Source organism: Candidatus Melainabacteria bacterium, from assembly GCA_003963305.1.
Lineage (GTDB): Bacteria > Cyanobacteriota > Vampirovibrionia > Obscuribacterales > Obscuribacteraceae > PALSA-1081.
Genome location: RXJR01000036.1, coordinates 120152 through 134829, shown reverse-complemented (window position 1 = coordinate 134829; position 14678 = coordinate 120152). Strand labels below are relative to the sequence as shown.

Below are 14678 nucleotides of genomic sequence, written 5' to 3'. Positions count from 1 at the left end.
GAGCTCGATACAAGAGCTCGATACAAGAGCTCGATACAAGAGCTCGATACAAGAGCTCGATACAAGAGCTCGATACAAGAGCTCGATACAAGAGCTTTTCTACTTGTTTTGTTCAGTCAATCTGAACAGTCTCGAGACTTTTACTTCGAGCGCATCTGCCAGTCTGGCCAGGACGGTGATAGTTATGTTGCGAGCGCCTCTCTCGATATCGCTAAGATAAGTTCTATGTACACCGGCTCTGCTTGCCAATTCTTCTTGTGATAGATCCAGGGCCAGTCTGCGCTTTCTTACAACTTCACCGAGATCATGAAGTAACTCTGCTTCTGGATTGGCAGCTTTGCCCTTTTTTGCAGCTTGAGACATTTTTGTGACCTTTGAGTAAATGGGGATCCTTGTGTTTTGCTAATATTCTGTAGCCAATCAGCTAAATTATAGCTCCACTATTTCAGTCTAGTACTGGTAAAGGAAGTGTGGCTGAAAATAACGTGAAGTGAATATGAACTAAACCTCAAAAGCCTTTCTTTGTAATGGATCTGGGGTTTGAGGAGTAAATCATAGTCACCTTTAGGTGACCCCTTGAGTCTACAAAGCTCTGCCTTTTAATTTAGTATAAGAGTCTATGTTGAAAAGCTTTAGTCGTTGTCGACGATTCTGTACCCGAGATGCCGGGTTGTTCTAATGAGAGGACTTTCGTTGCTGTCGTTCAGCTTCTTTCGAAGTGTCTTCATGTGTGTACGCACTGTTTCCACTGAAGCCGAGGCATCAGATCTCCACACTCGTCGAAGCAGAGCCTCAGCCGTAAACCGTTGATTCGGGTGTCTCATTAAAAGCTCTAGAATGGCGATTTCTTTCAAAGCCAGGTCTACTTCTTTGCCGGCTCTGGTGACTCGAAATGTGGATGTATCCATTTCAACATCTTGCACCTTGAGCATTTTGCCTGTGAACCCGACAGGACGGCGAAGCAATGCTCGAAGCCGTGCCATTAGTTCTGTAGGATCGAAAGGTTTGACAAGATAGTCGTCTGCGCCTGAATCTAAACCGATCGCTTTTTCTTCGGAGCTGTTCTTGGAAGTCAGTAACAGAATTGGTATTGAACCGCCATTGGAACGAAACTGTTTGCAGACCTCGACGCCGAGCATGTCGGGCAGCATCCAGTCCAGAATTGCAAGATCGTATGCCCCCGAGTCGAGATGCTTAAGCCCTTCTTTCCCCGTCTTGACTGCTTCAGATAAGTAATGATTCAGTTCGAGATGATGCTGGATCAAGTATGAAAATACTAGATCGTCCTCAACTATCAGAACCTTGGGCATTTTGGGAACTCTGGTTGTGTGACCCCTAGTCTACAAGATGAAAGCATGGCTAGTCGATAACGATTAACAAGTGGCCGGTGTTTGTTTCGCCTTTCATTGCTGGGTCGATCGGGTGGATCTTGGAAGTACGGCTCCATCAGCCGGTTCTGGTGAAATTAAAATTGTGATCACCTCAAGGTGGAAGTTTCAAATTACGAAGTGGCCCGCTCCTAAAAAATGCTCGGTTCAGTGTGTTCATCTGAGAAGAAGTACTCATGAGTGCGGTTATTTACAAGCAGATATTTTCTATCGATTGACTTTGAATAGTGTCGACGTTCAAAGCCTGACAAATTAGGAGTGTCTGACAAGGCAGTTGCTTCAGGCATTTCATGTGCGAATTCCCAGGCTAGCCTGGGTAAATCTTTTGGCGCGACAACCTGGTATTTATCCAGATCTTTGAGCGTTACCGGAGTTGTTGAACTGAAGTACACCCAGTGATGATAAAGCCCCAAACCGTCCAAAAGCGTTTCACCCCGGCCTTTCAAATTCGTGACCTGGTCGCCGCTCATGTTGAAGTTATCGTTGACCACTTGCTTTGCCGTGAAAACTCCGCCGACACAGCAGAAGTCTGCGCCAAAAACAATCAGCCCTATTAAAAGTGAGCAGACCAGAACTTTATAGGTAAACCGCTTCGGAGTTTTGATGAGCATACATACAGGTTTAAGGCCAGCCGGGTATTCTCGTCAAGGCCTGAGACGTGGCAAGTTTTCCTGAAATTCAGACCAACAGCAAGCGTCAACCGATTCTGATTTAACAACTTACATCGGTGCAGAATGCTCGCACCGTCTGTGATGGCATCATAATCTGTTTGACTTCCAATCTAATCGGTTCGGTAAGTTCAAAGTGTAAATCAAGATGTCAGTGCTTTTTGAAATACGCTGTAAACGAACGAGTCGCTGATCATGAATTGAATCTGTTTCAAGCGCTCGTCAGCGCGACAAAATTCTTCGATGGCATGCACGGCGACAAGGGCTGACTTCTCTACAGGATATCTAGCGTGATCTCCGATGCCGAGAGGCGTTATCGAAACCGATGACATGGCGTGATCGGCTGCTGTTTTGAGAGCATTCGTGTACGTGCTTCCGAGCAGCTGCTCTTCTCCTGCATTTCCACCCTGCCAGTTCGGCCCTACTGCATGGATTATGTACTTAACTTTTAAAAGTCCGGCATCGGTGACGCAATTTTGTGTTGGTTGAAGTGGTCCTTGGTGATCGATAACTTTTTTGCACTCGGTTACCAGTGGTGCTCCCGCTGCAGTGAAGATTGTTTTGTTCGGTCCGCGCACGGGAGTCAGATTAGGGCTGGCATCGTTGATAATAGCGTCGGCTGTCGACTGGGTGATGTCGCCCAACCACAATACAAGCGTTGTGGAATACAGCTGTTTTTGCGGCATGCCTTATCCTCTCTGGCATGAAACTTAAATACTTCTATTAGATATAGCTTCTAGGCGGGTCGTCTGTCAAAAAGAACTGTGGTTGATTAACTACAAGAATCAACACTTATTTCGAGGCGGGGATGAGCTCGGGATGTCCGATTTTCGTCAAATAATCGGCCAGTAGCCTTTTCAAGTCCAGTCCGTCTAGAGTGTCGATGTCCTGGTATGGTGCGGTGCGACGCATTGTCAGTGACTGTTTTTGCATTTGGATTGGCGTACCGTCGTGATCGAAGTTTCGCAGCGAGGCGTTCAACTGAACCAATCCGTCGTCAAGCTGTGTATACGTTCCAATTTGCTGAACCTGGTTAGAAGAAACAATCTGTTGGTCTTTGTCGTTGACTGTAATCTGATTAGACAACACCTTGATAATCACTTCTTGAGGATCTGACTCAATAATATCCTTTCTGACGGCTCGCACGTAGGCGCTACCGTGCGCCAGCCCTAGCTTTCTCATCTGGGGAATTTGAATAAACTCCCAGATCCTGCCGGTTTTATCGCGTTGATGACCATGGAGTGCGCTGTCTACTTCCTTCACCACCAGATGCGGTGACTGGCTGGCTCCTGTCTTGCAGTCTTGAACGTAATCGATCAACTTCGTTTCTGAATGCCACTTGCCGGCAAGCCAGTTGGGGATGGGGAACCACATGTTGTCAGGCGTCTGTGAGCGCAGCTGGGCATCTCCGATTTGACTGCCAATCTGAAATTCCTGGGGTACGGGCGGTAAGGTGTCGTCAAGATTAACGCCACCCTGTAGAGGCCGCTTACTGGGCGATTGACTGGCATCTTGTGCCTTTGCCTCTGTCATGGACAGAACCAGCAGGCAGATCAGGAGCGGCAAGAGGTCCGGGAAGCGTCCTCGGCTGTGTATCCACCATTTTTTACATCTATTTGTATCCAACTTTCAGGACCCTTCTATCTTCGAGCGCATCTGGATAAGCAACGACGCTAGCTGTTATTTTAGGACTCTGCGGTAATCGAGGCCTGATTTTGTGGTAAGAAAGAGTTGTGGTATCAGGGGTTGGACTTAGTATGAAAAGCTTTTCAAAAGGATTCGCGGTCGTACCGGTGTATTTGCTGCAAGCTGTGGTGTTAGGCGTCTTGCTGGCCAGTCCGGCTTTCGCTGCCAAGAGTGCCCGCCCTCTGTGGCTGCAAATTTACAGAATGATTCCTAACGAAGCCTGGATTTTCATTGCTGTCTTTGCCATTGTTGCGATTGTTTGGTTTCTATTCTTCCGCCGCTTGAAAGACTGCAAGTGCAAATGCGGCATTAGCTGTAAATGTGATTGTAAATGTTCGGCTTCCTGTCCCTGTCAAATTCCAGTGCTCAAGCTGAAGCGCTGAGGCTAGCGGTTTAAGCCGGTTAGCGGAGCTTTTGCTCAGCTCTTTGGCTTTGGAAAGTTGCTTGAGCAGTCTTTTGCGCAGCCTGTCGGTGAAGACTTTCGTCGAGCGATGTTTCGCTTACTAATGGAACTGGTGTCATATTCGATACCAGAATTCACCTGATTAATTGGCCCTTTGTTCTCTATCTCGCAGTATTCTACTATTTGGCCAGAGTCGCAGCCGCTTCAATGGCGCAGACGAGTTCAGCGGCTGGTATAGCACCGGAAGCGATTATATCTCCGTTGACAATGAAGGTTGGCACTGCGTTGATGCCGAGCAGTCTGCCTTCCTTCTCTTCTTTTTCAACGGATTCGCAGCCATCTTTGCCGACCAGAAAGTTTCTTGCTGCTGTACCATCGAGACCTGCTTCAGTTGCGGCATCCACCAGTGTTTCAGTTTCACCGATGTCCAGACCGTCGTGAAAATACTTTCGAAAGAGTACTGCCGACAGGGCATGCTGTTTGTCATCTTTTAGAGCAAACCAGAGCAATCTGTGGGCGCTGAAAGTGTTGGGCACGCGTTTCATGGAGGCGAAGTTGAAGACGAGCCCGTTTTCCGCGCCTGCGGCAGAGAGGCGTGCCTGCATCGCTGAAACATCACTGGTGCCGAATTTCTTCAACATGTATTGGCTCCGTTCCATACCTTCAGTGGGCATGTTGGGATTGAGTTGAAATGGTTTCCATTGAATGTTGATTTTTTTCGATGGACCTAAAGTTTCGAGTGCGGCGTCTAATCGTGCTTTCCCTACATAACACCATGGGCAGATCAGATCTGAATAAATATCCAATTGGATACTATCTGCGTTTCTCGAGCTCATTGTCGCCTCCGAATGATTTATAACTGCTCATTCTATCCAAAGAGCTGGAGAGTTGATATATCAAGCGGACATACAAGTAAACATTTTTTGTGTTTGAAGATCCAGTGTTTGAGCCGTTTGGCGAGTATCATTGAGGGATGATTGATCCTCTTGCAGCGCAGATAACTCCGTCTCCCTTTGTCGAAGGTGAATGCAAAGGCAAGCCGCCAGGCAAGGCAGCAGCTTATAGATCGCCCCTGCGCTATCCAGGCGGAAAACAAAAAGCTATAGATAAGATAGCTGAACATATGCCTGCCCGTGCAAAGGAGTTCCGGGAGCCACTGGTCGGTGGCGGAAGCGTCTTCTTCCATGCTCGCAGTGTCGACTTTGCGCAGACATACTGGATCAACGATGCATTCAAGGAACTGATGTCTTTCTGGCAGATTGTGCAGGATTCTGAGTCGTGCGCCCGATTGGCGTTTGATCTGGAGAGATTTCGGGCCGGGTTTTCGTCTGCAGACGAAATTAGAGACTATTTTTTGACGGCGCGCAACGAAGTTCCCGAGCATTCTTTCCGGGAAGCGTTTCTGTTCTTCTTTTTCAACCGAGTCACATTTTCGGGCACAACGCGAGCTGGTGGGTTCTCCCGTGCAGCGAGCCTTTCGCGTTTCACGGCATCTTCGATTGAACGGCTTGCCCCCATGCCGGCAGCACTGAAAGATGTTCGCATCACCTGTCAGGATTTTGAAGCTGTGATTCTAGAGCCTGGCGACGATGTCTTTATCTTTCTGGATCCGCCCTATTTTACGGCTACCAAATTGTATGGACACAACGGCAGTCTGCATGCTTTCGACCATTGGAAGCTGGCAAAAATTCTGCAGCAAACCTCGCATCGTTTTTTGATTACTTATGATGATTGTGCTGAAATTCGCGATCTATACAAATGGGCAAATATCAAAGACTGGCAGCTGCAGTACGGTATGAATAATTGCAACTTGAAAAAGCAAAGCAAAATTGGAAATGAGTTGTTCATCTCCAACTACTAGTGAATAATTTGCAGTCTCGGATAAAAAACTAAAATCGCTTTGCCGAGTACGCGCTCTGCATCGAGAAAACCCCAGAGATGGCTGTCCTGGCTGTTGTTGCGATTGTCGCCGAGCACGAATAGCTGCCCGGGTGGCACCACTATCGGTTCTTCTTGGGCTGGATATGGGTAGATAGCACCACCAGAAAGAAGTTCGCCGCCAATGTCTTTGAGTTTGTGCAACTCATACCTGGCTGGTTCTTTTACATAAGGCTCAGAGACTTTTAAGTCGTTAACGAATACTCCGCCGTTTGTGATTTCAATTTTGTCGCCCGGCAGGCCAATTACTCTCTTGATCGATGATTCCGGATTGTGCAGAGATGGTGGTGCAAATGCTTTATCGAGAAGCAGCATCGGCTCTCGGCTGATATCCTTCGGTCTGATTTTTGTGTACGGGGGAAAGAACAGTATTATTTGACCCCGCACAAAGGGGTGCCCGGAACGGTATGGTGTCATGTCGAATAAGACTTTGTCGTTTGTGTTCAGTGTCGGCGCCATGTTGTCTGCCGTCACCCGTCTGCCTTCAATTGAGCAACGCATCCAGATAAATGCGCTCATGACCATGATCATGCTCATGAGTACCAGAAGAACTTGCAATATGATCTTTAGGTTGCGCATTTAGAAATAATAGCAATCTTGTAGATGGTCTCGCCGTTAGTCAAATCGCCCTACCAAAATACAGTTGCATCACCGGCTCGGTCCGTCAACTTGCCGTCTTTGATCAGTTCCCTAGACTCCAGCCATTTCTCGAACTCCGGAGCGGGCCTGCAGTTCATCAACTCACGAAGAGCGGCGACATCGTGGAAACTGGTCGTCTGATAGCCGAGCATGACGTCATCGCCCATCGGCACTCCCATAAAATAGTTGACTCCGGCACAGGTAAGCAAAATTGCCAGATTCTCTAAGTCATTTTGGTCTGCTTGCATGTGATTGGTGTAACAGGCATCAATGCCCATAGGCACACCCAGCAACTTACCCATGAAGTGATCTTCCAGTCCGGCGCGGATCATCTGTCGCCCATCGGCAAGGTATTCGGGACCAATGAATCCGCACACGTCGTTGACGAGAAATGGATCGAAAGCCCGAGCGAAGGCATAACAGCGGGCTTCGAGAGTGAGCTGGTCTGCGTCGAAATTTGAACGCGAGGAAAGCTCTGAGCCTTGCCCTGTCTCAAAATACATGGGCTTCTTTCCTTTGTTCAGGCACTTTGACAGGCCCAGCTCTCTGGCCTGCTCGAGCATCTCTATGGTAATACCAAATGCGGTGTTACCCTTTTCTGTGCCTGCTATACTTTGAAAAATGAGACCGGCAGGTGCCCCTCGTTTAATGGCCAGCATTTGTGTTGTAACGTGGCTGAGAATGCAGTTCTGTGTAGGTATTTGAAGCTTTTCAATTACTTCGTTTGTTAGATGCAACAATTGCTCGACAGACTCAGGAGTGTCATTAACAGGGTTTATGCCGATTACGGCATCACCGATACCAAATGAGAGTCCGTCGTAGATAGAGGCAAGAATACCTTCCACTGAATCAGCCGGATGGTTCGGTTGCAACCGAGCTCCCAGCACTCCTGCGTCTCCCAGGGTGGAGTTGGCTGTAGATTTCACAGGACACTTTTTTGCCGCAACGACGAGATCGAGGTTTGACATTAGTTTCGTAACAGCAGCAGCAATTTCTCCCGTAAACGCCTTGCTCAGCGCCCTTACTTCGCCGCCTGGAGATTGCAGGATGAATTCACGCAACTCGCCGACTGTCCAGTTTTTGACTTTTGACCAGGCGGTTTCTTCAACGGAATCATCTATCAGTCTTGTGACCGAATCTTCTTCGTAGGGTACGACAGGTTCATTTCGAAGATTGGCAAGTGTTAACTGCGAGAGTACCGACTTTGCCGCAATGCGCTCGAGTTCGCTGTTAGCTGATATGCCTGCCAGAGTGTCGCCCGATTTTTCTTCATTTGCCTTGGCTAGCACTTCCTTTATGCTGCCGAATTTAAAGTTTTCTTTGCTGATTGTGCACGATAATTTGGCGGATGTGACCATGTCCGTAGGCTCGCATGCTGGAACTCTTAGTGTAACGTGTTATCGTCTGTCTGATTACATTCTTGTGGAGAAAACTGTGCCCGGCTTTACTCGCGTTCCTGCAAGCGGTCAGCAAAGCAGCTTGATGTGCGCCTCTACGCCGGCTCGGGTTTGCGTCGGACGCGCTGGACTGCGAGCCACAACTGACACCTGGATTAATTTTCGTCGAGATCACGCTCTGGCAAAAGATGCAGTAAAGAGCGAATTCAGCAAGAATTTTTTAGATTTCGTTCGCGACCAGGAGTTTCGATTTGTGCAGAGTCTCGCCTCTGACAAGCTTGATTTTGTAAGCTATCCGCCCAGAGGAAAGAGGTTGAATTCAAGCAGTCTGGATGAACTGAAACGATCTTGTTCGTCAGATTTGCAGGTTCAGATTGTAATTTGCGATGGTCTTTCCGCACATGCAATCGAGGATAATATCGTCGATATTTTACCCATGCTCACCGATGGTTTTAAACTGGAACGTATTACTTACGGTGAGCCGATTGTGGTCAGATACGGCCGAGTTGGAGTCGCTGACCAGATCTCGCATGCGTTAAGGATGCAAGTGGCGCTATGCTTGATCGGAGAACGTCCTGGTCTTTCTAATCCAGGCAGCATGAGTGCATATCTAACTTATAATCCTGGTCCTGATACGATAAGCTCTGACCGTACAGTTGTGTCGAATATACACACACTCGGCACACTTCCAGTAGAAGCTGGAGCGCATGTAGTGCAGCTGGTAAAACGAATTTTGCAGCGCAAAATGTCCGGCGTCAAACTGCAGCAAAGTGAAGCGGAGTGAGCTTCTCTCACGGAGTTGGAGGCAATTTTGTCGCTTAAATCATTTTTGAGCGTCGGCATTGATATCGGCACAACATCAATGCATCTGTCTATTTCTCGACTCTGGCTGACAAATGTTTCAAAAGCCGGTGAACCAGAACGGCTTGTCATAACCAGGAGGGAAGGGCGTTATGAAAGCCCCGTCTGTTTGACACCGCTTTGTGCAGATGGAACCATTGACGCAGACGCAATATCAACCTTTGTGATCGGGCAGTATAAGTTGGCTGGACTTGATCGCAGTGATATCGCATCTGGTGCTGTAATCGTTACCGGTGAAACTGCAAAAATTCGAAACGCCGAAGCTGTTGTCGAGAAACTTGCAGGTTTGGCTGGGGAATTCGTGGCAGCCAGTGCGGGTCCGAACTTCGAGAGTGTTCTTGCCGGAAGAGGTTCGGGAGCAGGAGGATACTCAGAAGAACACGGCGCAACTGTCTGCAATGTAGATGTTGGTGGTGGCACCACGAACATCGCGATCTTCGAGCGTGGGCAGATTGCGGCAACCTCAGCTGTGGCTCTGGGTGGGCGTCTTGTCTGTTTGAACGAAAAAATGGAGGTGCTGAGATTAAGCACTTCGGCTGAATTTTGCTTGGAAGTGCTGAATATCACTACTCGAAAGGGGGAGGCGCTTGCGCCCGAAAGTGCACAGCTTTTGGCAGACTATGCGGCCCGAACAATAGTCGATGCTTTGACGATAGACGAATGGAAACACCCGTTACTTCTTACGGACCCTCTGCTTATAAACAAGCCGATTAAAGAGTTCTGGTTCTCAGGCGGTGTTGCGGAATTGATGTCGAGACAGTCTGTTGCTCCTTCTGGTACTGAGTATGGTGACCTGGGAAACTTTCTAGCAGCGGCTCTGTTGACCGAGCTGGAGAGACGTTGCATCCCGTACAAGTTTCCCGCAGACCCGATCCGTGCCACGGTGAAGGGTGCATCGGTGCATTCCGTGCAAGTGAGCGGCTCGACCGTGGACTATGGGAAAGGGATACTGCCCGTCCGCAGTCTGCCCGTGGTTGAATACACGACCGGGCACCCCTCCGACCGGTCAGGTCCAGACGGTCCGCCTGACGGCGAGCAGCTGGCCCGTGCACTCAGCGGTTCGCTGTCGGTGTGCGACCTGGACTGGACCGTCCACCCGATCGCGATATCACTGCCCGGGCTCGGACGAGTCGGCTACTCCGCCCTCCAGGTGTGGGCGGCGGCCCTCACCTATGCATTCGAGACCCTACAGGGCCAGCCTCCGCTGGTCGTGCTCTGCTCTCATGACCTGGGTAGTGCCCTGGGTCAGTGTCTGCGGGCGCTCAATCCATCTATTGATGTAGTGTGCCTGGACGGTGTGGCGGCGGGTGATGTCACCCATGGGGCTTACGTCGACATCGGCACCCCCCTGGCCGGTGGAAGGGCCGTACCAGTTGTCTTAAGAACCATGGTTTTCGATACCTAAGAGTTTAAGGTGATATCGGTTGAAAGCGGGTGGATTGGCTTTTTTTCTCACCTGGTGGCTCTTTTCGGGTTGAGGACGATATGCGAGAACGACCAAAAATCGACTTTTCGCGGGGGGCGATTCGTCGTCTTTCAAGGCTCCCCAGAATTGTCCAATTTCCGCTTGGAAACCTGTTTTTCTCAAAAATTTTTTGAATTTGAACCTTAAATCTGCTCGAAATATCACTGAAACACCAGTTTAAGCCCAGCCCTGTTAGCGTTTCGGCGATTTCTGGCAGACGTGATTAGGAACCGTAGGGACGGGCATAAAACTAGCAGCAGGGCAATGCATCTGCAAAAACAAATTCTCGGTACAAACCGCAAAGCGCAGCTGAACTGAAAGCAGCGCTGAGAAACTCGTGCATTGAACCGGCAGCTTAGTAAGACAGTAAACCAGCACTTCGAGGAAGTCCAAATGAGCGACAATTTTACCGATCTCCCAACCCAAGTCGCCGAGTGCTTGCACATGTTGGATTGCAACCCCAATATGCGTCAGGGCATCCACAACGAATTGAGAGCAGAGTGGTTGGCAGAGTACTCAGTCGTCGACTCGTCTGATCTTGAGCAAGCGGTTCGCAGAGAAGTGCAGTCTGCACGTCGCAGCTACGCTCGCTAAGACATACTTGTTCTCAGGCGAAGCTGAAGTCGGCGGTTCTCAGCAGACTTTTGCAGGCAAACAATTCTCGACAGCAGCCATGAAGACTTTTCATTTATGATTTACAAAGGCACCGTGTTTGGTGCCTTTGTCTTTAAGAACAGCAAAATTGATCGAGTTTTTCGATTGAATTTCAAGTTAATGACAGTGCTATGAAGGTATTTGATGGTAGTCTGATTGTAGACTCCAATTGATGAGATCAAGTTTGCGTAGATCCCTGTTGTTCCTTAGTTACTATCCATTCTGAACTCAACTTTAGAGGCTCTCATGTCAGACTTAAGAACTAGACAAGCTGGTGCTCCGCCCATGCCTCCCAGTGCACAGATTTCTATCGTGCTTGGAGCGTTGCTGATAATTGGTGGCATGTGGTTTTTCAAATCTTCATTCAAGATGCCTGTGCAGGTGATGGCATTCACGCGATCTGTGATGAAGTCTTTTCACTGAGTCTTGGCTGACTTCCCTGCTCCCTCTGTCTTTTCGGGTTTGACGCTGACCGCGTTGCTCGGGTCTCGAGTTTGAGCTGCGTCGATTTGAACGCCGGACTGAGAACTACCGCTTTTTCTAATCACGATGCCACGGCTGGTGAACGCCATGCTTTGCGGCGCTCCTGTTGCTACCATGACCGCTTCGGCAAGAGGCTCCAACATTTTCGTTGGCGACACCCAATCAATCAAGAAATTTGCGCCGCTGCCGCCGGATGAATCTTCTCTCTCGATTATGAAATCCGCCGTTGCCAGTGGATTCAAGAGCACTGGATTTTTCAGATATTCCTTGAGTAGCGTTCCGTCAGTCGAGTAATAACGCACCGATTTGATGATTAGTGAATGCTCCGGGTCTACATTTCGGAAGCTGAAAGTAGCAGCGAGATTTACAGTTCTGTCTTCATTTTCAACATATATGTGTGAATAGATAGGTATATAGACCTCTTCATCCATCGCCATCGGCTTGGATTTATCTATTGTCGTGGGCTTGAGATGCTTTTGCCACGAATCTGGCTCTTCCGACTTTCGGCTCACTGATGGGTCACTGCAGCCAGCTGTCAGCAGCGCTACTGCGCAGCAAGTGATGGCGGCTGATTGGCTTTTTGTACGCATTTCAACTCCAGATCGACTGGAGATAGTTTAACTCTTGTGAGGAAAATACGAACGGCATCGTAGGAACCCCATTGAGAACGCGCCGATAAAAAGCAAAACTGCTTAAGCCAGTCACAATAAGGAGCGGTGCAGCAATGCCAGATATCCCTCACGATTCAATTGCAGAACGCAAGTCTGAAGGAGCATTGAGTTGGGCGCAGCACAACGTCTTAGATCCTGCCCTAAACGCCGGTCCACTCGCCATCTATAATGTCGTGGCTGATGTTGCTAAGCTGCCCGAAGTGCACTTAGCCGTGGATGAAGCCAAGCCTTACAGTGCAGACTGGTTTGTGCAGGGTCTGTCGAGTGGGGTTGGAGCTGCAGCACCTTTTCTTCTGGCTGGCGCCGGTGCGGGAAAAGTTTTTAGAGCTGCTGACGGTGCGTTGGCTGGCACCAAAGTGGGAGAGGCATTGAGCCCTATGCTCACATCGACAAGAGCGGCAAACGTCGCTGGTGCGGCTGCATTCGGTGCAATGCAGAAGCCCGAAGAGGGTCATACCAGATTGGGAAATGCAATCGGCATGGGCCTTGGATTTATGGTTTTCGATAAAGGTAATATGCTCAGTCGTGAATTGCCTTTTGCCGGCAGATTGGCTGCTTATCCTGTGACTGGATTCGCCGGTGGTGCTGTAATGGCTGAAGCCTCTCAGCTTTTTTCTGACGGCAAACTAGCATCGAACGATAAGGTTTTGCAATCTGCTGTTCAGGGCGCCGCCTTGAACTGGAGCATGCCGCTTGCGCATGAGGCGTATACTCGCCTGACAACAAAAACCGTTCCGGGAGAACAGGGTACGAACGTCGAAGTTCGCACCAACGGCATCATAAATGATGCAAACACTGCCGGTGCTGCCGACAAGATTGCACCGAAGACAACAATCGATCTGAACGCCCTCTCTAAGGCTTATTCAGAGTATGTTCGTGAGAATCAACCTGTTTATCCCACCACCGAAGAATTCTCCAGTCTGACGCCCGAGGAAATCGTTCAGCGAGGCTTTTATCATCCGGATGCCACCAATCTGGAACAGTTAGCCTACTTCCAGGAAGCTAAACCAAGACCGTTGCCGGATGCCGGCGTCGTGGCAAGCGAAGTTGCAAAAAGTGTTCAGGGAATGCCCATGGCCACGGCGAACGGAAATCTCATCCTGGGCGAGTGGAATATGGAGTTTCTCACAGGAGATAAAGCCGCTTACTTTAAAGACTCCTATAAACAAATCGTTCCTCGCCATCATTTGATGTTCGTTGAAGAAGCAAATGCTGATGGTCTGGCACGCATTGCCCAGGATAATGGATATAACTTTGAAATTTCCCGAGACAACAGCAGAGGACAGGCGGTAGGTTTCCTTGTTCATCCGCGTCTGAAAGTGCTTGGAACAAGCACATACGAAGAGATAGCCAACGTCAACAACATTCCGGATTTGCGACCGGCTTTTCGCGTTGATCTGCAAGACACCGCCACTGGTGAAAAATTCTCCGCAGTAACGGTTCACCTCAAGTCGATGAGAGGTGGTCCTGAGCAGACTGCGCCCGTGCGCACCGAGCAAGCTCAGCGTCTGGCTAATGTTCTTGGCTCTGATTTTTCTGGTATCATCGCCGGTGACTGGAATACCTTCCTCAATAATTCCAAGGAACTTAAACCCCTGACTGATGCTGGTTTCAAGATTGCAAACCCAGGCGATACAACATCTACTCAAGCAATGGGTGGAAGGTTGGATGGTTTCTTGTACAAAAATATTCCGTGGATGATGTCGAATCCTGAAGTGCGTCCGTTCTTCCAGAACCCTAAAATCACCCGTGGATTGTCTGATCATGGATTACTGACGACTACATTGACGAAGAGTCCGAGTGCCGCACCGTACACTTTCGTTCCGAATTTCGTCGGGTTTGATCCTTCGCGAAACTGATGAGCTGGTCAATCTGAGCGTTAACTGACCAAATGGTTTAATCTTTGCATTGAATCAAAATCAGGGCACCTTGCGTCTTCTTTTCCAGACAGCTCGATAAAAGAGTTTGTCGGATCAGGAGGAAGTCTCATGAAACGTTTTATCAAATCTACTTTGCTTGTCGGTGCCTTGCTGACCACAGTCGGGGCCAGTTTGACGGTACCAGCTCAAGCCAATAATCAACAAAATTACCTCAACAATTTAGCGGTACAGATGTACGCCAACAATGTTGCTCACGGTATGAGCCCACTCACAGGCGGCATCTATAGCCCATATGTAAATGGAGCTATCTACGGAAACAATAACAACAGGAACTGGCGCCACCATAAGCACCGGAACTATTACAACAACAACTATTACAACAGCAACTACGGCTATGCACCGTATGGTTACGGAACTCCCTATTATGGCGGACGTCCGGGGTTCTTTTCTCAACTGATCAATGGCTTTGGCTATTAGTGTCCGACCCTGACGCGGAGAACCGAGTTCGCCACTGATCTCGGTATCAAGATTGGTTCCACTTCGGC

General features: G+C 49.0%; 15 protein-coding genes. 6 read left to right on the top strand and 9 right to left on the bottom strand.

Annotated features, from left to right (window positions below; translation table 11 throughout):
• Nucleotides 1–99: 99 nt before the first annotated feature.
• The 6 genes from EKK48_30715 to EKK48_30690 form a co-directional block, all read right to left on the bottom strand.
• The gene (locus EKK48_30715; GenBank protein ID RTL34952.1) at nt 100–363 is read right to left on the bottom strand and encodes an XRE family transcriptional regulator; all 264 of its coding nucleotides are present in this window, start codon (nt 361–363) and stop codon (nt 100–102) included.
• A gap of 269 nt (nt 364–632) precedes the next feature.
• Nucleotides 633–1310 (bottom strand): response regulator transcription factor, encoded by a 678-nt coding sequence (locus EKK48_30710; GenBank protein ID RTL34951.1) that lies wholly within the window; start codon nt 1308–1310, stop codon nt 633–635.
• A gap of 209 nt (nt 1311–1519) precedes the next feature.
• Complete coding sequence (locus tag EKK48_30705; protein RTL34950.1) at nt 1520–1999, bottom strand: hypothetical protein; 480 nt, start codon at nt 1997–1999, stop codon at nt 1520–1522.
• A gap of 200 nt (nt 2000–2199) precedes the next feature.
• Nucleotides 2200–2742: a hypothetical protein gene (locus tag EKK48_30700; GenBank protein ID RTL34949.1), complete on the bottom strand. Its 543-nt coding sequence runs from the start codon at nt 2740–2742 to the stop codon at nt 2200–2202.
• A gap of 106 nt (nt 2743–2848) precedes the next feature.
• The gene (locus tag EKK48_30695) at nt 2849–3589 is read right to left on the bottom strand and encodes a hypothetical protein (GenBank protein ID RTL34948.1); all 741 of its coding nucleotides are present in this window, start codon (nt 3587–3589) and stop codon (nt 2849–2851) included.
• Nucleotides 3590–4324: 735 nt separating this feature from the next.
• A complete protein-coding gene (locus EKK48_30690; protein RTL34947.1) occupies nt 4325–4981 on the bottom strand; it encodes a DsbA family oxidoreductase in 657 nt (218 codons plus the stop codon).
• Between the two features lie 137 nt (nt 4982–5118).
• On the opposite strand from EKK48_30690, the gene EKK48_30685 reads away from it, so the two are divergent.
• Entirely contained in the window at nt 5119–6006 is an 888-nt protein-coding gene (locus EKK48_30685; GenBank protein ID RTL34946.1) for a DNA adenine methylase, read from the top strand.
• Here EKK48_30685 and lepB read toward each other — a convergent pair.
• Both lepB and EKK48_30675 read right to left on the bottom strand, forming a co-directional pair.
• A complete protein-coding gene (gene lepB / locus EKK48_30680) occupies nt 6003–6662 on the bottom strand; it encodes a signal peptidase I (GenBank protein RTL34945.1) in 660 nt (219 codons plus the stop codon). The genes EKK48_30685 and lepB overlap by 4 nt on opposite strands.
• A gap of 50 nt (nt 6663–6712) precedes the next feature.
• On the bottom strand, nt 6713–8080 hold the full coding sequence (locus EKK48_30675) for an ethanolamine ammonia-lyase subunit EutB (GenBank protein RTL34944.1): 1368 nt from the start codon (nt 8078–8080) through the stop codon (nt 6713–6715).
• On the opposite strand from EKK48_30675, the gene EKK48_30670 reads away from it, so the two are divergent.
• From EKK48_30670 to EKK48_30660, 3 genes are all read left to right on the top strand, one after another.
• The gene (locus EKK48_30670; protein RTL34943.1) at nt 7962–8903 is read left to right on the top strand and encodes an ethanolamine ammonia-lyase subunit EutC; all 942 of its coding nucleotides are present in this window, start codon (nt 7962–7964) and stop codon (nt 8901–8903) included. The two genes, EKK48_30675 and EKK48_30670, sit on opposite strands and share 119 nt — an antisense overlap.
• A gap of 27 nt (nt 8904–8930) precedes the next feature.
• Nucleotides 8931–10385: a hypothetical protein gene (locus EKK48_30665; protein RTL34942.1), complete on the top strand. Its 1455-nt coding sequence runs from the start codon at nt 8931–8933 to the stop codon at nt 10383–10385.
• 453 nt (nt 10386–10838) lie between these two features.
• Nucleotides 10839–11039: a hypothetical protein gene (locus EKK48_30660; GenBank protein ID RTL34941.1), complete on the top strand. Its 201-nt coding sequence runs from the start codon at nt 10839–10841 to the stop codon at nt 11037–11039.
• Nucleotides 11040–11515: 476 nt separating this feature from the next.
• Here the strand turns inward: EKK48_30660 and EKK48_30655 are convergent, their stop codons facing one another.
• On the bottom strand, nt 11516–12172 hold the full coding sequence (locus EKK48_30655) for a DUF3124 domain-containing protein (GenBank protein ID RTL34940.1): 657 nt from the start codon (nt 12170–12172) through the stop codon (nt 11516–11518).
• A 134-nt stretch (nt 12173–12306) separates the two neighbouring features.
• On the opposite strand from EKK48_30655, the gene EKK48_30650 reads away from it, so the two are divergent.
• Both EKK48_30650 and EKK48_30645 read left to right on the top strand, forming a co-directional pair.
• Nucleotides 12307–14112, top strand: coding sequence for a hypothetical protein (locus EKK48_30650; protein RTL34939.1), 1806 nt, complete (start codon nt 12307–12309; stop codon nt 14110–14112).
• 129 nt (nt 14113–14241) lie between these two features.
• Nucleotides 14242–14610 carry a hypothetical protein gene (locus EKK48_30645; GenBank protein ID RTL34938.1) on the top strand — a complete coding sequence of 123 codons (369 nt, stop codon included), beginning with the start codon at nt 14242–14244 and terminating at the stop codon, nt 14608–14610.
• The last annotated feature ends 68 nt before the right edge of the window (nt 14611–14678 follow it).

Bases quoted from the DNA above. Each gene is read 5' to 3' on its own strand.
- EKK48_30715 (RTL34952.1), bottom strand. From the start codon at position 363: ATGTCTCAAGCTGCAAAAAAGGGCAAAGCTGCCAATCCAGAAGCAGAG.
- EKK48_30710 (RTL34951.1), bottom strand. From the start codon at position 1,310: ATGCCCAAGGTTCTGATAGTTGAGGACGATCTAGTATTTTCATACTTG.
- EKK48_30705 (RTL34950.1), bottom strand. From the start codon at position 1,999: ATGCTCATCAAAACTCCGAAGCGGTTTACCTATAAAGTTCTGGTCTGC.
- EKK48_30700 (RTL34949.1), bottom strand. From the start codon at position 2,742: ATGCCGCAAAAACAGCTGTATTCCACAACGCTTGTATTGTGGTTGGGC.
- EKK48_30695 (RTL34948.1), bottom strand. From the start codon at position 3,589: ATGACAGAGGCAAAGGCACAAGATGCCAGTCAATCGCCCAGTAAGCGG.
- EKK48_30690 (RTL34947.1), bottom strand. From the start codon at position 4,981: ATGAGCTCGAGAAACGCAGATAGTATCCAATTGGATATTTATTCAGAT.
- EKK48_30685 (RTL34946.1), top strand. From the start codon at position 5,119: ATGATTGATCCTCTTGCAGCGCAGATAACTCCGTCTCCCTTTGTCGAA.
- lepB (RTL34945.1), bottom strand. From the start codon at position 6,662: ATGCGCAACCTAAAGATCATATTGCAAGTTCTTCTGGTACTCATGAGC.
- EKK48_30670 (RTL34943.1), top strand. From the start codon at position 7,962: ATGCCTGCCAGAGTGTCGCCCGATTTTTCTTCATTTGCCTTGGCTAGC.
- EKK48_30675 (RTL34944.1), bottom strand. From the start codon at position 8,080: ATGGTCACATCCGCCAAATTATCGTGCACAATCAGCAAAGAAAACTTT.
- EKK48_30660 (RTL34941.1), top strand. From the start codon at position 10,839: ATGAGCGACAATTTTACCGATCTCCCAACCCAAGTCGCCGAGTGCTTG.
- EKK48_30655 (RTL34940.1), bottom strand. From the start codon at position 12,172: ATGCGTACAAAAAGCCAATCAGCCGCCATCACTTGCTGCGCAGTAGCG.
- EKK48_30650 (RTL34939.1), top strand. From the start codon at position 12,307: ATGCCAGATATCCCTCACGATTCAATTGCAGAACGCAAGTCTGAAGGA.
- EKK48_30645 (RTL34938.1), top strand. From the start codon at position 14,242: ATGAAACGTTTTATCAAATCTACTTTGCTTGTCGGTGCCTTGCTGACC.